This is a genomic window from Winogradskyella marincola (genome assembly GCF_029624125.1).
Classification (GTDB): Bacteria; Bacteroidota; Bacteroidia; order Flavobacteriales; family Flavobacteriaceae; genus Winogradskyella; species Winogradskyella marincola.
In genome coordinates, this window is sequence record NZ_JARSBN010000005.1 from 185,155 (window position 1) to 207,436 (window position 22,282).

The window sequence follows — 22,282 nt, forward strand, 5'->3', positions numbered from 1 at the left end:
CGTAATTTAGACCTAACCAATCCAAACCATTTGAAACAAGCTCATTACATACTTTTTATATTTTTTTTGAGCCTCGTATTGCCTCTATCTGCTCAAGATATTTCTTTGTTTGAACAATTTAATGGCAGATACGATTATACAGCTATTGGCAACACTTTAAATCAGGCTGAAAATAACATTGATCAGAGTTTTTGCTCACTTTTAGAATCCTCTAGTGCTAATCTTACATTAGATGCAGACAATCAAATTGTAAAAGCTTATTTGTATTGGGCTGGTTCTGGATTTGGTGATACAGAAGTTACCCTAAACGGAATACAAATTTCTAGTGAAGAAACTTATAACGTAACGTATACAGATACTGCCAGTGGACAGCTAAATTATTTTTCTTGCTATGCTGATATTACCAATTTAATACTTAGTGAAGGTAACGGTACATACACCTTTTCAGACATGGATATAAGTGCAGATTTAATGTCTAATCCTGGCTATTGTAGCAATAGAACAAATTTTGGAGGTTGGAGCATTTATGTCATTTATCAAAATGAAACCCTTCCTTTAAATCAAGTTAATTTATACCAAGGTTTAGAAATTATAAACCGTAATGTCCAAGAAAAAGAAATTATTCTAGATAATATTGATGTCATTGATAATGTAGGTGCCAAAATTGGCTTTCTGGCTTGGGAAGGTGATAATAATCTTAATTATGGAGAATCTTTATCCATTAATAACAACGTTATATCCAATCCTCCTCTAAATCTGGCAGACAATGCCTTTAATGGCACAAACACCTTTACAAATTCTACCACTTTCTACAATGCAGATTTAGACGTTTACGATTTAGAAAACAACATTAATATTGGAGACACGTCTGTATCTATAAAGCTAACAACAGGTGGTATTAATGAAAATGGTGGATTTAGCGCAGACCTTATAATTCTAAACAACATTATTACGGTACTTAATAGTCAATTACCAGATGCAACTATAGAGGTTAACGATTATACAGTAAATTGTGGAGATAATAGTATTGAATTATTTTATACCGTTAACAATTTTAATAGTACTGACGTTTTACCAGCAAATACACCTATTGCATTTTATTTAGACGGTCTGCTTGTAGGACAAAGCCAAACAACCAATAGCTTAAACATTGGAGAGTCAGAGACTAACTCTACCATCGTAACCATTCCTGAAGACTCTAACCAAAGTATAACTATAGTAGCTGCTGTAGATGATGATGGCTCTATGTCTGGAGTTGTAACAGAAACCAACGAAGACAATAATATCAACTTTATAGATATAGAATTATTAGTAATACCAGATATTACAACTTTACCAGGACTTATGGGTTGTAATGAAGGTTTTGAAACTTCAACCTATAATTTGTACAACGCTCTGGAAAGTATAGAATATGAAGAAGAAAACATTTCTTTTTACACGTCTCTTGAAGATTTAGAAACAGCATCAAATCCTATTCTGGTTCCATCTATTTATAACAACACTACCAATCCTGAAACTATTTATGCAAGGTTAGAAAGCCCTCCTTGCTATGAAGTATATCAATTTCAGCTTTCTGTAGAAAATTGCCCTCCGTATGTACCCAATGGTTTTTCACCAAACGATGACAATTATAACGATTGGTTTAATATACAAGGTTTGTATGATGTTTTTACAGAGCACCAACTAAAAATATATAACCGTTATGGTGATGTTATTTTTGAAGGTAACAACGATAAACCTTGGTTTGGAAAAATAAACAGAGGGCTTAATAATCATGGGCAAACTGTACCAGTTGGCACATACTTTTACGTTTTACATCTTAATGACCCTAATTATCGACCAATGGTAGGTTGGGTGTACGTAAATTACTAATTATGTTAAGATTTTAGTCCGTTTATCTTTTTCTTTTGTGCGTGTTGTAATTGAACTTTACCTTTAATATTGTGAAGCATTTATTATTCCATTTCAACATTGCTCACGTTTCCCTCTTAATATTTTATTATAGTAAGCTATGTTTTTCAACTTCGAAAAACAACAATATGAAGTTTCAGGTTAAGAAACATTATTTGTTGAGGCTGTAATGTTTTGAAATTTCAATTTGGGAAAAAGACCTCTTTTTTGAGGTCTTTTTTGTGCGATTAAGAATACAAAACCACCTTCAAATGTTAACATTTTATGTTTTTTATCGTATTTTTTTGCATTTCAACTTTAATGCTTTTACTTTTCACATCTAGAACGTACAAAATTATCAGTCCCAAAATGATAAATACCAGTACAGTAAACTTAACCTACTTATGAAATTTATTAATCGCTCCCTCCTACTAATCCTATGCTTTATTTACAGTTTTTCTTATGCACAGCAAATCACTGTAGATAATTCTGTTAGCCCTCAAAACTTAATAGAGAATAATCTTATTCAAGGTTGTGTAGAAGTATCAAATATTAATTCTCCTTCTAATGGTAGTGTTGTTGGACTGGGTAGTTTTGGATATTTTGAAAGAGGTGCTTCAAATTTTCCTTTTGAAAACGGAATTGTTTTAAGTACCGGAAATGCTAATTCTGCAGGAAATTCTGAAAATACAGCAACGCTTAATGAAGGAAGTAGCAGTTGGGCTACTGATCCTGACTTAGAAACTGCTCTTGGCATAACAGGCACACTAAATGCCACATCTTTAGAGTTTAATTTTATTTCAATATCAAATCAAATTCAATTTAATTACATATTAGCTTCAGAAGAATATTATGGTAATTTTCCATGCCAATATTCTGATGGGTTTGCATTTTTAATAAGAGAAGCTGGCACTAATGCACCTTATACTAATATTGCTTTGGTTCCTGGTACTGCAACACCTGTAAACACCAATACAGTTCACGATGAAATTGTTGGATTCTGCGAAGCTTCAAACGAACAATACTTTGAAGGTTATAGTCTAGGAGATACCAATTATAACGGAAGAACAGATGTACTGTCTGCTACTGCTTCGATTCAACCAAATGTAGAATATCAAATTAAATTAATCATTGCAGATCAAACAGACGAAAATTATGATTCTGCAGTCTTTATTCAAGGAAATAGTTTTAATGCTACTGTAGATTTAGGTGAAGACTTTTCTACTTGTGCCAGTGATGTAACTCTAAATGGAGATATTGGCAATCCGCAAGCAACATACAACTGGTATTTTAACGATGTATTAATTCCTGGCGAAAACCAAACTACATTAAACGCTAATATTTCGGGTAATTACCGCGTTGAGATAGACATTCCTCTTTCTGGAAGTTCTTGTGTTATTGAAGATGATATTAATCTTACTTTAAGTTCTACACAATCTTCGGACCCAATATCGGACTATGAAATTTGTGACGATTCGAGCAATGATGGTGTAGAAACTTTTGATTTAAGTACAAAAGATGCTGAAGTTTTAGCATCTGTTCCTCCTTCAAACTATACAATATCTTATCACTATTCTGATGTTGAAGCACAGAGTAGCGCAAATTCTATTACTAGCCCAATTCAAAATACAACTAATCCTCAAACTATATATGTAAGAATAGAGGACACAAATGATGGTTGTTTAGCTTTTTCTAACTTTAATTTAATAGTAAATCCTCTACCAAACATTAATGATCCTTCACCTTTAGAGGTTTGTGATGATCAGGTTGCAGATGGATACACAACTATAGACCTAAACATAAAAAATGACGAGATTACAAACGGACTTACCAACCTAATTGTTACTTATCACAATACTTCTGCAGATGCAGCTTCTGGTTCTAATCCATTACCAATGCCTTATGTTAACACCAATAGCAACGAGCAAGTATTTGTTAGTGTTAGAGATGAGTCTACAGGCTGTATTAGTACAACAACCTTAGATATTTCTGTTTTAGACAATCCTGTAATAAACACAGAAGATCATTATATTGATGCTTGTGATACGGACCATGATGGCTTTGCAAATTTTGACTTAACTACTATAATTCCTGATGTTCTAGAAGGTTTAACCGATGTTACGGTTACATTTCATGAAACCAATACTGATGCTTTATCCGGAAGTAATCCTATTGCTGATGATACCAATTATGCAAACATTACTTCTGAAGAACAAGTGGTATACATCAGAGTTGAAAACAATACTACAGGTTGTGCTTCTATTACACCTATAGAGCTTCATACCAACTTGCTATTAACAGCTACAAACATTAATGATGTATCGCTTTGTGACATTGAAAATGACGGAAATGAAGAATTTAATTTTTCAGGAATAGCAGCCAGCATCATTAATGATTTACCTGAAGAGTTTAATATTGCTGTAGAATTTTACTTAACTGAAGACGACAGAGACAATCAAACAAACCCTCTAGACCAAACAGTTCCTTTTGTTCCTACCAGTAATCCTCAAACCATTTACTTAGGGTTATCTAGCAACACTTGTTATGAAATTGAACAAATAGACTTAATCTTAATTCCTATATATGAATTTGAATCTATTGTTAGTCAAACTGTCTGCGACGAAGACCAAGATGGTTTTACTACAACAGACTTATCGCAATTTGACACACAAGTTACAGAAGCTTTAGACGGGTTTAGTGTTACTTATTTTTTAACTGAGGATGATGCCAGAAACAACACCAATGTTTTACCAAATTTTTACACCAATACCACAAATCCTTTTACCGTTTATCCAAGAATAACTTCTAACGAAACAGGTTGTTCTGATGTAAACTTTTTTGAGATTACGGTTTTAGAAGCTCCTGTAACTTCTGCTCCTTCAGATATAGTTATTTGCGATAATGATCAAGATGGATTCTTTACAATTAACTTGACTGATGTTATTCCAGAAGTGGTTAATAGCACTACAGATAGACAAATAACATTTCATAATAGCCAAACAAATGCAGATAATGGTAGCAATGCCATTAACAATGACAGTAGTTACAATGCTCAGACAGAAACTATTTTTATTAGAGTAGAAAACACAAATACTGGTTGCCATGCTACAGAAACACTAAGTATTACTGTAAATACACTTCCTGTTTTTTCTGAAATAGAAAATTATAAAATTTGCGAAGACAATAGTGATGGTTATGCTGATTTCATTTTTAATACAAAAGATGCGGAAATTTTAAACGGACAATCAGGAAAAGAAGTCTCATATTATTTAAATCAACAAGATGCTGATGACAGAACCAATGCAATAGACAAAGATACTGCATACCAAAATACTACGACTCCACAGACAATTTTTGTAAGGGTAGAAAATATTACAGATCAAGATTGCTACGGCACTACTAGCTTTATTATTGAGGTAGGCACAAACCCACTTTATAATGAACCTTCAGACTGGTTTGTATGTGACGACATCTCTAACGATGGTTCAGAAACTTTTGATCTGTCAACTAAAGTTACAGAAATATCAGACGGAATTTCAGACAACTTAACTGTAACATTTTACACTTCGCTTAATAACGCTGAAAACAGTATAGACCCATTACCTCTTGAGTATACTAACACTGTAAACCCTCAGACTATTTTTGTTCAAATTGATAATGGAACAATTTGTAATTCTATTACATCTTTTGAATTAAATGTTGTACAAGTTCCGGATGTTAATCCTTCAGTACCTTTAATTGGTTGCGATACAGATTATGATGGATTTACTGAGTTTGATTTAACCAATGCTGAACTCGACATTTTAGATGTAAGACAAGATAATATCGAAATTACTTATTTTGAAAACTACGAGGATGCCGAAACTAATAATAATGCTATTAGTAATCCTGAAGCTTACACTAACACAAGTAATCCACAAACCGCATACGTTAAAATAAATAACTCCTTCTCTAACTGTTATGTCTTAATTCCCTTAGATTTAAGCGTGAATTTACCTCCTGTTATTAATGATTTTCAGTCTTACGATATCTGTGAAAATGAAAATAATAGTTTCGACTTAAATGAGATTGACGAAGTTATCATGGACGAAAGTTTTAATGTAATATTCAGTTATTACAATAACGAAACTGATGCCTATGCAAACCAAAATGCATTAAATACAGACTATACATATGTAACCAATAATGACACGTTGTTTGCACGTGCAGAGTTTACCACAACACATTGTTTTACAGTATATGAGTTTAATCTTAATGTTAATCCGCTTCCAGTTGCTAATCAACCTAGCAATTTAGAAGAGTGTGATGATGATTTTGATGGGTTATTATACTTTGATTTAACACAAAAAAATTCAGAAATATTAGGCGCACAAAACCCTAATAATTTTACAATTACATATCACAACTCCGAAGCTAACGCTCTTGACAATGTGTCTGCAATAGATACAGACTATGTTGCTTTTGATTCTGAAATTTTACATGTAAGAGTAGAAAACAATACCACTGGTTGCTACTCTGTAACACAGTTTTCGGTTATTATTCATCCATTACCTGTTATAGATATTGAAGATCAGGTTATTTGTTTAGATAATTTACCATTAATTGTTTCTGCAAACACCAACAACCCAACAGATCAATATATTTGGTCTACTGGTGAAACTTCACCTGAAATTACAATACCTGAAATCGGAACCTATTGGGTTACTGTTACGACACAGTTTGGTTGCGAAAACACAAGAGTTTTTAGTGTGGCAGAATCTGAAGCTGCAACCATAGAAGCTACAGAAATTATAGATTTTTCTGACCCTAACAATATTACGGTAACTATTAGTGGCATTGGTGATTACCTCTATCAACTAGATGATGGAGAACCACAAGAATCTAACTTCTTTGATAACGTTGGCATGGGTTATCACACAATAACAATTATAGACTTAAATGGTTGTTCTGAAGTAACGAGAGACGTTTTGGTAATAGACATACCAAAGCACATGTCGCCAAATGGTGATGGCCAGTACGATACTTGGCATATCGTTGGTGTAGAAACACTTCCAGGAACCATTATTCATATTTTTGACCGTTATGGTAAGCATTTAGCTACACTAAGACATGATAGTCCTGGTTGGGATGGCACTTTAAATGGTCTAAACTTACCTGCAAGCGACTACTGGTTTGTTGCTAATGTGGCAAGAGGCAACCAGTCTTTTGAGGTAAAAGGGCATTTTGCTATACGTCGTTAAGCGTATTTTAAAACCATTTAGTTAGGCTAATGTAAAAGAAAGTGTACAGTTTTATTTATATTTGAGAGTAAGAGTGCAATACCATCAATCCTGTTCTCTTAAAAATTAGCCATGATAAGGAATAGAACTTTTACTCTTCTCCTCTTCTTGTTGTTTGTGAATTTTTTGTTTTCACAACAGATTATTACAGACAACACACTAACTCCGCAACAACTTATCCAAAATTTGGTAGGCGATAATTGTGCTACGGTAAATAGCATTTCATCACCTTACAATGGTAGTGTAAACAATATTATAAGCTATGGTAATTTTGACAGAGGCTCTTCCAGTTTCCCTTTAGAAAGTGGTATCGTTTTATCTACCGGAAGCATAACTAATGCTGGTAACTCGGTTATAACAGACAACCTCAATGATGGTAATATCAATTGGGAAACGGATCCTGATGTGTTGAATGTTCTTGGTATAGACCAAACTCTCAATGCGACTTCTATTCAGTTTAACTTTAGTGCGGCTAATGATTTTGTAGCCTTTAAATACCTCTTTGCTTCCGACGAATATCAGCAAGAATACCCTTGTAATTTTAGAGATGTATTTGCCATTCTTATTAGACCTGCTGGCAGTGCTGATCCTTTTGTAAATATTGCTCTAGTACCAGAAACCACAACAGAGGTGAGTACAAACACTATTCACCCAAATATTAATGGATTTTGCGAGGCTATTAACGAAGATTATTTTCAAGGATACAACTTACCTGGTACAAACTTCAATGGTCAAACTACTGTACTAATGGCCAATGCAGAGGTTATTCCTAATGAAGTTTATGAAATTAAATTTGTGATTGCAGACCATATTGATCAACGTTTTGATTCTGCTGTTTTTATTGAAGCAGAGGGCTTTGGTGGTTCTATAGATCTTGGCCCTGACCAGTCGGTTTGTGGTAGTAACTTAACCTTAGATGCTGAAATTGATAACCCTTCTGCTGTGTATTCATGGTTTTTAGATGGTAATCTAATTGCTGGCGAAACTAATCCGACGCTTCTGGCTGAGCAATCTGGTACTTATAGTGTTGAAATCTCAATTCCTAGCCCTACCAACAACTGTATCTTAGAAGATAGTATTGAAATTGAAATAATCCCTTATCAAGAAGCAGCACCTATTGAAGATCTTTCGGTTTGCGACCCTACTCCTAGTGATGGAATTTATCAGTTTGATTTTCCGTTATTGAAAAATGAGGAGATTTTAGCTGAGTTGCCTTCAGATAATTACAACATCTCTTACCATCTAAGCTTGGATGATGCTCAAAACAACGTTAATCCTCTGGTTGGCATATATCAAAATACAGAACAGGAAGAAACTATTTTTGTAAGAATTGAAAGCCTAAATGGAGATTGTCTGCAAATTGGTAGCTTTAATATTTCTGTATACCTATCACCAGAAACCAATGAAATTACAGTTGAAGTTTGTAATGGTATCATCACTGAAATAACGTTCACAGACCTAAGCTCTTTAGATCTTGTTGTATCTAATTATCAATTTGAGACAACAGTTACTTATTACGAAACTGAGGATGATGCCATAAACACTATAAATTCAATTACAGATTTTCCTGACTTAGAAAATGAACCTGAAGGCTTTTTTGCTAGAGTAGAAAGTGATTTTAATGGTTGCCCATCAATTGTTCCTGTTAATTTATCCTATGTATCATCTCCAGAGATAACCAATGTTATAATTAATCATTGTATAGACCCTAATTATAACGAAACTGTAAATGGTGAAACTTTTGACTATTATAGCTTAACAACAGATTATAATGCTATTGACATGAGGGATGCATATATAAACGCTAATCCTGAATATGAAGCTATCATTTCTCTAGATATAATAGAGCATCCAGATTTTCCTGTTTTACATATTTCTGATCCTGCGTTTAATTTACCTATCACTGTTAGATATGTTGATGAAAATTGCCCAAAAACCATATCCATAGAGATTCATAAAAACCTACTTTTTAATGTTTTAGGAGAAGAAACTCTAATTTCTCAATGTGATGACGCTTCTAATGATGGAGTTATTGATGTAGATTTAGCTGAAATTACTGAAGATCTAAAAAATGGTTATGAAGATATAGAACTTACATTTTACGAAACAGAAGAAGACAGATCCTTATTGACAAATGCATTAGATCAGAACGCTCTAACATCTGTATCTAACAATCAAAGCCTATACATAAGATCCACCTATCAAGGTTGTACATATAATACAAAAGTTACTTTTGAAATTGAACCACTTTTTATTCCTGAGCCTGTAACAATAGATTATTGCGGAAATACCAACTTAGACACAAATACCACCACAATCTCAATTCCACCTTTGATTGATGAAATTCGTTTAGGTTTAAATACAAGCCTGAACTCCGCTACAACTGTAGAATTATACTTAACTCAAGAAGATGCTGAAAACCAAGAAAATGCTCTTGAAGAAGAATATCAAATTATCGGAGATGGACATTTGTTTTATGTTAGAGTTACAGATATTTTTTCTCCAAATCAGTGTTACAATTTTACAACAGCTCAAGTAAACATAAGCAATTCAATAAATGCTGTAAATCCAAGCCCAATTGTTGTATGTGATGAAGATCAAGATGGCTTTTCTAACGTTAATCTACTAAGTGTCATTCCAGAAATAACAGACGGAACTGATAACCTTGTATTTACCTTCTTTGAAGGCTATGACAATGCTACAGATAATCTAAACCCAATTTTAAATCCTGATAGCTACACTACAGACTCTAAAGAAATTTTTATTAGAGCCGAAATAGATGGAATGAGTTGCTTTACGGTATTCCGATTCGACGTCCTCATCTACGCAGACCCACAGTTAGATAGCGTTTCTAACCTTATAAATTGTGAAGTAGATCCTAATGTACCATCTGAGTTTATTTTTGAAGATAATGACGCCTCCATCATCGGCAACCAACAAGACATGCAAGTCCTCTATTTTGAAACTGAAGACGATGCCATTGACAGAGAAAATGCCATTGATAAAACAGTGCCTTATTTCAATACTTCAAATCCTCAGACCATTTATGTTAGACTTGAAAATGAAGCTGAAAGCGGTTGCTACAAAGTAGCTCCTATGCTAATCGAAGTGAGAGAAACACCAGACTATAATATTCCTACCGATATTTTTGAATGCGATGTTAATAATACTGGTCTGGCAACAACTGACCTTAGCAACACTATCAACGAAATTGAACTTGGCAGTACCACACCTCTGAATGTGTCATTTCACCTAACACCTCTAAATGCTGAAGTTGGTGCCAATGCCATTGCTTTAAATTATACAGCGACAACGAATCCTCAGATGATATATGCCAGAATTGAAAATGCCAATTCCGGTTGTTATAATGTGGAAACATTTAATCTCAATACGCTTTCATTGCCTGAGTTAACTCATGGACAATCCTTGGTGGCTTGTGGTAATAATTATGACACTTCTGTGGAGTGGAATTTAACCGAAGTTGAACTCAACATCTTAGATGGCAGACAGTACAATATTGACTTCACTTATTTCAATTCTGAAGATGATGCGCAGAATAATGTGAATGCTATCGACAATCCTACAGCTTATACAAATACCATTAGTCCAGAAACAGTATATGCCAGAGTTCGTAATGCCACAACAGACTGTTTCTCGGTTGTTCCTTTTGAACTGATTATCAACTCACCTCCTGCTATCAATCAGTTTGGTGTTTATGATATTTGTGACAACGTTGACAATACTGTGGATCTTCACGATATTGATTTGATTTTGGTTGATAACACCTTTAATGTTTTAATTAGCTATTATCAAACTACAGACGATGCCGAAAATGATAATAATGCCTTAAGTACAGATTACATCTACACAAATACTATTGAAAACTTGGTCGCTCGAGTTGAATATACCACTACTGGTTGTTATGCGATTTACCCTTTTGAATTGCATGTTAATCCGCTTCCTGTTGCCAATCAGCCTGACAACATTATAGATTGTGATGATGATTTTGATGGACAGTTGGCTGTTGATTTATCGCAACAAGATGCTTCTATTCTTTTAGGCCAAAATCCTGATGAATTCTCGGTGAGTTATTTTTCTTCTGAAACTGATGCTATTGAAAACACTAATGGTTTAGCCAATTCATATGTAGCTTCAAACAACGAATATATTTTTGCAAGGGTTGAAAATAGTATCACTGGTTGTTTCAGTATTACGCAATTTTCGGTCATTATTAATGACAAGCCTTTTGTTGATATCAATGACCAAGTGCTTTGTCTCAATGATTTTCCTTTGGTGGTCTCTGCCCAAACCAACAATCCTTTAGATAGCTATGAGTGGTCTACAAATGAAACTGCTGCTTCTATTGAAATTACTACTATTGGGTCTTACTCTGTAACGGTTACCAATGAATTTGGGTGCCAAACCACATCTACGTTTTCGGTAACAGAATCTGACTCTGCCGAAATTGACGTTGTAGAAACTGTAAATTTTGCAGATCCTAATAATATTGTCGTTACAGTAACTGGTATTGGTAATTATCTATATCAATTAAACGATCAGCCTTTTCAGACTTCTGGAACTTTCTACAATGTGCCTATTGGTTACAATACTGTAACTATTATTGATCAAAATGGCTGTGCTCAGATTACCAGAGAGGTCTTGGTGATTGATACTCCTAAGCACATGTCTCCTAATGGTGATGGACAGTACGACACTTGGCACATTACTGGTGTAGAAACGCTTCCTGGTACAGTCATCTATATTTTTGACAGGTTTGGAAAACTCATAAAAACGCTTCTGCATACCTCTCCTGGTTGGGATGGATCGTACAACGGCAATCCTATGCCTGCTGGTGATTACTGGTTTGTTGCTAAAGTGAGACAGGACGACAACGTCTTTGAAGTTAATGGTCACTTTGCGCTGAGACGTTAAGTTCTTATTTTCAATTAATTGTTAATTAAAACAAAAAAATTATACGGTTTTTCCTATATTTGGTAATAAGAGTACAATACCATCAATCCTGTTCTCTTAAAAAAAAGCTATGATAAGGAATAGAACATGTACTCTTCTCCTCTTTTTGTCGTTTGTGAATTTTTTGTTTTCGCAACAGATTATTACAGACAACACGCTAACTCCGCAACAACTTATCCAAAATTTAGTAGGCGATAATTGTGCTACAGTCAACAGTATTTCTTCACCTTATAATGGTAGTGTAAACAATATTATAAGCTATGGGAATTTTGACAGAGGCTCTTCTAGTTTTCCTTTAGAAAGTGGTATCATTTTATCTACTGGAAGCATAACTAATGCTGGAAACTCAGTCATAACCAACAATCTTAGTGATGGTAATATCAATTGGGAAACAGATCCTGATGTGTTGAATATTCTTGGTATAGACCAAACTCTCAATGCGACTTCTATTAAGTTTAACTTTAGTACGGCTAATGATTTTGTAGCCTTTAAATACCTCTTTGCTTCCGACGAATATCAGCAAGAATACCCTTGTAACTTTAAAGATGTTTTTGCCATTCTTATTAGACCTGCAGGTAGTGCTGATCCTTTTGTAAATATTGCTTTAGTACCAGAAACCACAACAGAAGTAAGTACAAACACTATTCACCCAAACATCAATGGATTTTGTGAGGCTATTAACGAAGATTATTTTCAGGGTTACAACTTACCTGGCACGAACTTCAATGGTCAAACTAAAGTGTTAATCGCTAACGCTGAGGTTATTCCTAATGAGATTTATGAAATTAAATTTGTGATTGCAGACCATATCGATCAACGTTTTGATTCTGCTGTTTTTATTGAAGCTGAAGGCTTTGGCGGCTCTATAGATCTTGGTCCTGACCAATCGGTTTGTGGTAGTAACTTAACCTTAGATGCTGAGATTGACAATCCTTCTGCCGTGTATTCATGGTACTTAGATGATGATCTTATTACTGGCGAAACAAACCCTACGCTTCTGGCTGAACAATCTGGTACTTATAGTGTTGAAATCTCAATTCCAAGTACTAGTAACAACTGTGTCTTGGAAGATAGTATTGAAATTGAAATAATTCCTTATCAAGAAGCTGCACCTATTGATGATCTTTCGGTTTGCGATCCTACTCCTAGCGATGGAATTTATCAGTTTGATTTTCCGTTATTGAAAAATGATGAAATTTTAGCTGAGTTGCCTTCAGACAATTACAACATCTCTTACCATCTAAGTTTGGATGATGCTCAAAACAACGTTAATCCTCTGGTTGGCATATATCAAAATACAGAACAGGAAGAAACTATTTTTGTAAGAATTGAAAGCCTAAATGGAGATTGTCTGCAAATTGGTAGCTTTAATTCTTCGGTTAACGAAACTCCAAGTACAGCAGATGCTTCAGTTTATATTTGTAATGGCAGCTTTGCTGATCCTGGTATTTCCAACTTAAATATGTTTAACATAGTAATGGCTGATGGCGAATTTGAAAGTACCGTTACTTATTTTCTTAACGAAGAAGATGCCACTAATAATGTTAACCCAATAACTGATTTCCCTAGCTTTAGTGATGAACCTCCTCATATTGTTGCAAGAGTTCAGTCCAATAACCAAGTCAATAACTGTTTTTCTTTAGCATATATATACTTTGATTACATTACACCTCCAGACTTATATACTGACACACTAATACTAGACGCATGTATTGACCCAGATTTTGAAGGAAGCATTGATGACGTTGACTATACCTACAGCACATTACCTGTGTTTTTTGATATCGAAGGTTATTTTGACCTTATTGAAACATCCATTTTCCCTGGATCTACTGTTAGGCTAAACGCTTTAATGTTTTTAGGCAACCCAATGTCCTATACTCTAGAGCAAAATTCTACATTCACTATTCCATTGGCAGTATCTTTTGACAATGGTAACTGTTATAGTCCTGTAACTCTTAGACTCTATAAAAATTACCTTCACGAAGTTATAGGTGCAGAAAACACTATTTCTAAATGTGATGATGAATCAAACGATGGTATTGAAGATTTCAACTTTGACTATATACGACAAGAGCTTTTGGAAAATATAGACGCTAACTACTCTTCTAATGTACACTTAACATATTACCTCACCGAAGAAGACAGAAGCAATGGTGTTAATGCTATAGATCAATCTATTCCTTTTACTGCAACCAGTCAAGATGAGTTGTTTATAGATGCTTATTATACATTTAATGGTAATGTTGCTTGTAGTATTTATTCAAAAATAAATTTTGATGTAATTCCAACAATAAATTTAGATCCTGTTTCAATAGATTATTGTGGTAACACAGATCCAAACACAAACACAACAACAGTAATTTTAGAAACCATTACTGATAACATTAGAGAAGACTTTGCTAATACTTACAATATAATAGCTAATGTAAACATATATGAAACATTTGAAGATGCTGAAAATTTATCTAATCCATTAGATGAAATCTATAACTTAAGTTTCGGACAACTTTTATATATAAGAGCAACAAATACTTTTACTGGCTGTTATGACATTACAACATTAGAGTTTAATATTACTTCTGCTATTGAGGCAAGTAATCCAGAACCTATAATCATTTGTGATGAAGATCAAGATTTATGGTCCACTATTAACTTAGAAGATGTTTTAGTTGGACTTTCAGCGAATAATCCAGATGTTACTTTTTCATTTTATGAGTCTTTTGATGATGCTATAGATGAGTTACATGATGATTTAGTCATAACAAATCCAAGCAATTATAACACCTCAAGCAAGGAGATATTTATAAGAGCTGAAATTGAGTCTGAAAACTGTTTTAGTATTCTCAATTTTGACGTCCTCATCTACGCAGACCCACAGTTAGATAGCGTTTCCAACTTTATAAATTGTGAAGTCGATCCTAATGTGCCATCTGAGTTTGTTTTTGAAGATAATGATGCCTCCATCATAGGCAACCAACAAGACATGCAAGTGCTCTATTTCGAAACTGAAGACGATGCTATTGACAGAGAAAATGCTATTGATAAAACAGTGCCTTATTTCAATACTTCAAATCCTCAGACCATCTACGTTAGACTTGAAAATGAAGCTGAAAACGGTTGTTACAAGGTTGCTCCTATGCTAATCGAAGTGAGAGAAACACCTGACTATAATATTCCTACCGATATTTTTGAATGCGATGTTAATAATACTGGTCTGGCAACAACTGACCTTAGCAACACTATCAACGAAATTGAACTTGGCAGTACCACACCTCTGAATGTGTCATTTCACCTAACACCTCTAAATGCTGAAGTTGGTGCCAATGCCATTGCTTTAAATTATACAGCGACAACGAATCCTCAGATGATATATGCCAGAATTGAAAATGCCAATTCCGGTTGTTATAATGTGGAAACATTTAATCTCAATACGCTTTCATTGCCTGAGTTAACTCATGGACAATCCTTGGTGGCTTGTGGTAATAATTATAATACTTCTGTGGAGTGGAATTTAACTGAAATTGAACTCAACATCTTAGATGGCAGACAGTACAATATTGATTTCACTTATTTCAATTCCGAAGATGATGCGCAGAATAATGTGAATGCTATCGACAATCCTACGGCTTATACAAATACTAGTAGTCCTGAAACAGTATATGCCAGAGTTCGTAATGCCACTACAGATTGTTTCTCGGTTGTTCCTTTTGAACTGATTATCAACTCACCTCCTACTATCAATCAGTTTGGTGTTTATGATATTTGTGATAATGACACCAATACTCTAGACCTGCACGACATTGATTTGATTTTGGTTGATAACACCTTTAATGTTTTAATCAGTTATTATCAAACTACAGACGATGCCGAAAATGACAATAACGCCTTAAGTACAGATTACATCTACACAAATACTATTGAAAACTTGGTCGCTCGAGTTGAATATACCACTACTGGTTGTTATGCGATTTATCCTTTTGAATTGCATGTCAATCCGCTTCCTGTTGCTAATCAACCTGACAACATTGTAGATTGTGACGATGATTTTGATGGACAGTTGGCTATTGATTTATCGCAACAGGATGCTTCAATTCTTTTAGGCCAAAATCCTGATGAATTCTCGGTGAGTTATTTTTCTTCTGAAATTGATGCTATTGAAAACACTAATGGTTTAGCCAATTCATATGTAGCTTCAAACAACGAATATATTTTTGCAAGGGTTGAAAATAGTATCACTGGTTGTTTCGGTATTACGCAATTCTCGGTCATTATTAATGACAAGCCTTTTGTTGATATCAATGACCAAGTGCTTTGTCTTAATGATTTTCCTTTGGTGGTCTCTGCCGAGACCAACAACCCTTTAGATAGCTATGAGTGGTCTACAAATGAAACCGCTTCTTCTATTGAGATTACTGCTATTGGGTCTTACTCTGTAACGGTTACCAACGAATTTGGGTGCCAAACCACATCTACGTTTTCGGTAACAGAATCTGACTCTGCCGAAATTGATGTTGTAGAAACCGTAAATTTTGCAGATCCTAATAATATTGTCGTTACAGTAACTGGTATTGGTAATTATCTTTATCAATTAAACGATCAGCCTTTTCAGACTTCTGGCACTTTCTACAATGTACCTATTGGCTACAATACTGTAACTATTATTGATCAAAATGGTTGTGCTCAGATTACCAGAGAGGTCTTGGTGATTGACACTCCTAAGCACATGTCTCCTAATGGTGATGGACAGTACGACACTTGGCACATTACTGGTGTAGAAACGCTTCCTGGTACAGTCATCTATATTTTTGACAGGTTTGGAAAACTCATAAAAACGCTTCTGCATACCTCTCCTGGTTGGGATGGATCTTACAACGGCAATCCTATGCCTGCTGGTGATTACTGGTTTGTTGCTAAAGTGAGACAGGACGACAACGTTTTTGAAGTTAATGGTCACTTTGCGCTGAGACGTTAGTTATAACCTATACTTAACACTTTTTAATGTTTTCTATGCGTATCTTTGCACTCCCTTAAATGTGAGATGAAAACAATAGTACGATTTTTAGTGTTATTTTTTACAATAACAAGCTACACTCAAAACATTGTTGTAGACAGTCAGACCTATTCTGCTCAGCAGCTAATAGAAGACATATTAATTGATAGTGAATGCATTACCAATGTTAACGTAACCAATGTAATTGGTGGTAATTTTAATGGTGCAGATCAGAGCTATGGTTATTTTGATGCTTCTGGCACAAACTTTCCTTTTGAAAGCGGCATAGTTTTAAGTACAGGCAGACTTATTAATGTCCCTGGACCAAATGACAACTTAAGTGATGATGATGCCGCAAACTGGGCAGGAGATATCGATTTAGAAATTGCATTAAATGAAAACCAAACTTATAATGCCACAATATTAGAATTCGATTTTACTGCTGTGGCTTCTCAAGTTAGTTTCCGATATTTATTTGCTTCAGAAGAATATCAAGAAAACAATTCTAATAGTTGTAACTATTCCGATTTATTTGGTTTTCTAATTAGACCTACAACCAGTCAAAATCAATATGAGAATATAGCTTTAGTTCCAGATACTACGATACCTGTAAAAGTAACGACTGTAACTCCAGGTGTTTCAGGATCCTGTCCACCTCAAAACGAAACCTATTTTGGCTCGTATAATGGTTTTAACTCACCAATAAATTTCAACGGTCAAACAGCTGTTTTAACTGCAACAGCAAATGTTACACCTAATCAATCTTATCATGTAAAACTGGTTATTGCAGACGAACAAAACTACCGCTACGATTCTGCTGTATTTCTTGAAGCTGGTAGTTTTCAATTATCTACAGATTTAGGTCCAAACCGACTTGTCGCTACAGAAAACGCATTATGCGAAGGCGAAACTTTAGAACTTAACGCCAATCATGCTGCCTTAAGCTCTTACAGTTGGTACAAAGATGGTGTGCTGCAAGAAACAACACCAAACTGCTTAAACTGCGGATATTACACAGTTACAGAACCAGGAACCTATAATGTTGAAGTTACTATTTTAGATGACTGTATTTCCTATGGAGAAATTATTGTTGAATATGCTCCTGTCCCAAATGGTCAAGATTCTATTTTAACAGAATGCGATGTTGATTCTGACGGTTTAACGACTTATAACCTTTTTGATGCTGAAAACGATTTAACAAATAACAATGATGATTTTATCGTTTCAAATTTTTTCTTAACCGAGGATGATGCTTTAAATGACACCAATCCTATAACTGACCCAATAAACTTTCAAAATACTGAAGCGTTTCAAAATGTGTTTGCTCGTGTTGTTAATACTGCAAATTGTTTTGATGTTGTTGCTCTAGAATTACAAACTACAAATACTATTATTTCAATTCCAGATTTGGGAGCTTGTGATGGCATGGAAATGGATGGGTTTGCTACGTTTACTTTAAGCAATATTGAAGCTTCCATTATCGCTCAAATTCTCACTGGTTCTCTAGTAACATATTATGAAACCCTTGAAAATGCTTTAAGCGAAAGCAATTCTTTACCAAATAATTACACCAACATAATTGCGGATTCTCAAACCATTTTTGTAAAAATTAAAAACGATAATCAGTGTTTCAGCATTTCAACAGCAAATCTGAATGTACTTTACACTCCTGTATTAGAAGCAGACGAAACCTTAATTTATTGTACAAATACGTTTCCTGAAACCATTACACTTCATGGTGGAGTTTTAAATGATTTACCAAACAATTACTACTATGAGTGGTATTTTAATGGTAGTTTAACAGATGTTGACACCTCGTTCAATGAGATCAACGAAGCCGGAAACTACACCGTAATCGTTACCGACCCTAATGGTTGTTCATCAAGCCGAACCTTAACAGTAAATGCTTCTGAAACTGCTATCATTGAAAGTATTTCTATTGAAGGTATTTCCCCAAATAACACTGTTACTGTTAATATTTCTGGGCAAGGAATTTACGATTTTGCTATAGATGACAGTAGCGGTAATTATCAAGAGAGTAATGTATTTAATAATATTACTGAAGGTGAACACACCATCTACATAAAAGATAGAAATGGTTGCGGTATTACAGAAGAAACTATAACAATAGTCGGTATACCAAAATTCTTCACACCAAATGGAGATGATGTTAATGATACATGGGAAATTATAGGTGCTAATACAGACCTTAATCAAATTGAAAGCTTACAGGTTTTTGATCGCTTCGGAAAATTAATGATGCAATCGTATTCTGGTGGCTTTAGTTGGGATGGAAACTATAAAGACAATCCTATGCCTTCCAGCGATTATTGGTATGTCTTAAAATTTAAACAAGACACTTCAAACTACGAAATTAAAGGCCATTTTGCATTAAAACGGTAATTGAATACTAGCTATCTTTATCGTAAATTTGTGCTATGCGTTTTAAGATAGAATCAGAATTTAAACCCACAGGAGATCAGCCTCAAGCTATAAAACAATTAGCTGCTGGCATAGACAGTAATGAACGGTATCAAACACTTCTTGGTGTTACTGGTTCTGGTAAAACATTTACCGTTGCCAATGTTATTGAAGAAGTACAACGACCAACCTTGGTATTGGCGCACAACAAAACCTTAGCAGCGCAGTTGTACTCTGAGTTCAAACAGTTTTTTCCTAATAACGCTGTAGAATACTTTGTATCTTACTATGATTACTATCAACCAGAAGCTTACATTCCTGTTTCTGGTGTGTATATAGAAAAAGATTTGTCTATAAACGAAGAAATTGAGAAGATGCGATTAAGCACTACCTCTTCCCTACTTTCTGGTCGTCGCGATGTATTAGTTGTTGCATCAGTATCTTGCTTATATGGTATTGGTAATCCTGTTGAATTTCAAAAAAATGTTATTACGCTAGAACGCGATCAAGTTATTTCTAGAACTAAACTTTTACACAAATTAGTACAAAGTTTATACTCGCGTACCGAAGCCGAATTTAAAAACGGAAACTTTAGAATAAAAGGAGATACTGTAGATGTCTTTCCTGGATATTCAGACAATGCGTTTAGAATTCACTTTTTTGGTGATGAGATTGAAGAAATTGAAGCTTTTAATCCATATTCAAATGAAGTGATAGAACGCTATGACAGACTCAACATCTATCCTGCAAACATGTTTGTAACGTCGCCTGATGTGCTTCAAAATGCAATCAGAGATATACAAGATGATTTGGTAAAACAACACGATTATTTTAAAGATATAGGCAAACATCTGGAAGCCAAACGCCTTAAAGAACGTACCGAATTTGATCTTGAGATGATCCGTGAATTAGGTTACTGCTCTGGTATTGAAAACTATTCGAGATACTTAGATGGCAGAGCTCCTGGTACAAGACCTTTCTGTTTGCTAGATTATTTCCCAGATGATTACTTGATGGTTGTTGACGAAAGTCACGTAACCATCTCACAGGTACATGCCATGTATGGTGGTGATAGAAGTCGTAAAGAAAACCTAGTAGAATACGGTTTTAGACTACCAGCTGCCATGGACAACAGACCTTTAAAATTTGAAGAATTTGAAGCGTTGCAAAACCAAGTGATTTATGTTTCTGCAACTCCAGCCGACTATGAACTGCAAAAAACAGATGGAGTTTACGTTGAGCAAGTTATTAGACCAACTGGTTTATTAGATCCTATTATCGAAGTACGTCCTAGTTTAAATCAAATCGATGATTTAATCGAAGAAATACAAAATCGTGTAGAAAAAGACGAGCGTACACTGGTTACAACACTAACCAAACGTATGGCAGAAGAATTGGTAAAATACCTAACTCGTATTGCCATTCGTTGTCGCTACATTCACAGTGATGTTGATACGCTAGAGCGTGTAGAAATTATGCAAGATTTACGTAAGGGTTTGTTTGATGTGTTAGTTGGAGTTAACTTACTACGTGAAGGTTTAGACTTACCAGAAGTATCGTTAGTAGCTATCTTAGATGCAGATAAGGAAGGTTTTTTACGCTCTAACCGTTCTCTAACCCAAACTGTTGGTAGAGCCGCAAGAAACTTAAATGGTAAAGCAATTATGTATGCAGATACCATTACCAAAAGTATGCAACAAACCATAGACGAAACCAACTATAGACGCGAAAAACAGATTGCATACAATACCAAAAACAATGTTACACCAAAGGCCTTGAACAAAAGTCTAGATAGTGCTTTAGCAAAAAACTCTGTGAGTACTTATAAAACCGAACTCGATGCCAAACTTGCCGCAGAACCAGAAAGCGAATACCTTACTAAAGCTCAACTCGAAAAGAAAATAAGAGAAAAGCGTAAGCAAATGGAACAAGCTGCCAAAGCATTAGACTTTATGGAAGCCGCAAAATATAGAGATGAGATTACGGCTTATCAAGAAAAATTAGAAAGTCTTAAAGTGAAATAGTTATTAGTGAAACCAATTAACTAATGAGTATAAAATCAACTTAACCAATACAATTCAACTAATAAACACCTATACAATTAAACGTTTTGAGTATCTAATTATACTGAACCTTAAATATATCAATTAAGAAATCTGGCGGTACAATTTTATTAGGAAAACTATCCATTAAGTCCAATACTCTATTAATAGACTCATGGCTTAATCCCATACGTAACCCAAAGTTGTGAATCTTTGCCAACTGTTTAGGAGATACTTTATGATCTAAATTCATTAAAAGCACTAACCTATGAAATTGAACAATGCGCTCACTATGCGTCTTTAAATGTACATACGTAACAGGATGATTAAAAAGATATTCAAAATCCTCTTTAGATATATCCAATTGTTTGGCTATACTAAATAAGAAGTTATACTCTATCGTCTTTATATTTTCATCAGTTTGAGCAAACGCAATCATCTCAGAAAGTAAGCTCAATTTTTCAACTCTATTAATCATTTAAAAAGGGAATTAATGAACAGTGTAAAGTTAAAGAGGTACATTATTTTATTGTCGTTGATATAATGTATCTTGTCGAAAAATTAAATGTACTTAGTCGGTAATTTTAAACTTTTATCAAGCTCAAAAGCCTTTTATAGTATGCGTTTCAACCATTTATCACTATTCTTTTTTATGTTTTTTTGCTGTTGCATTAACGCGCAAAGCA

At 34.5% G+C, this 22,282-nt stretch carries 7 protein-coding genes; 6 read left to right on the top strand and 1 reads right to left on the bottom strand.

Going from position 1 to position 22,282, the window contains the following annotated elements:
- The first annotated feature begins 66 nt into the window (after positions 1–66).
- From P7122_RS10800 to uvrB, 6 genes are all read left to right on the top strand, one after another.
- The gene (locus tag P7122_RS10800; protein WP_278005812.1) at positions 67–1,872 is read left to right on the top strand and encodes a T9SS type B sorting domain-containing protein; all 1,806 of its coding nucleotides are present in this window, start codon (positions 67–69) and stop codon (positions 1,870–1,872) included.
- Between the two features lie 422 nt (positions 1,873–2,294).
- Entirely contained in the window at positions 2,295–7,130 is a 4,836-nt protein-coding gene (locus P7122_RS10805; protein WP_278005813.1) for a T9SS type B sorting domain-containing protein, read from the top strand.
- A 111-nt stretch (positions 7,131–7,241) separates the two neighbouring features.
- Positions 7,242–12,101 carry a T9SS type B sorting domain-containing protein gene (locus P7122_RS10810; protein ID WP_278005814.1) on the top strand — a complete coding sequence of 1,620 codons (4,860 nt, stop codon included), beginning with the start codon at positions 7,242–7,244 and terminating at the stop codon, positions 12,099–12,101.
- 109 nt (positions 12,102–12,210) lie between these two features.
- A complete protein-coding gene (locus P7122_RS10815; protein WP_278005815.1) occupies positions 12,211–17,115 on the top strand; it encodes a T9SS type B sorting domain-containing protein in 4,905 nt (1,634 codons plus the stop codon).
- Between the two features lie 66 nt (positions 17,116–17,181).
- The gene (locus tag P7122_RS10820; RefSeq protein ID WP_278005816.1) at positions 17,182–19,536 is read left to right on the top strand and encodes a choice-of-anchor L domain-containing protein; all 2,355 of its coding nucleotides are present in this window, start codon (positions 17,182–17,184) and stop codon (positions 19,534–19,536) included.
- Positions 19,537–19,571: 35 nt separating this feature from the next.
- Positions 19,572–21,578, top strand: coding sequence for an excinuclease ABC subunit UvrB (gene uvrB / locus P7122_RS10825; protein WP_278005817.1), 2,007 nt, complete (start codon positions 19,572–19,574; stop codon positions 21,576–21,578).
- 94 nt (positions 21,579–21,672) lie between these two features.
- Here uvrB and P7122_RS10830 read toward each other — a convergent pair whose 3' ends face one another.
- A complete protein-coding gene (locus tag P7122_RS10830) occupies positions 21,673–22,074 on the bottom strand; it encodes a TerB family tellurite resistance protein (protein ID WP_278005818.1) in 402 nt (133 codons plus the stop codon).
- Positions 22,075–22,282 lie beyond the last annotated feature (208 nt).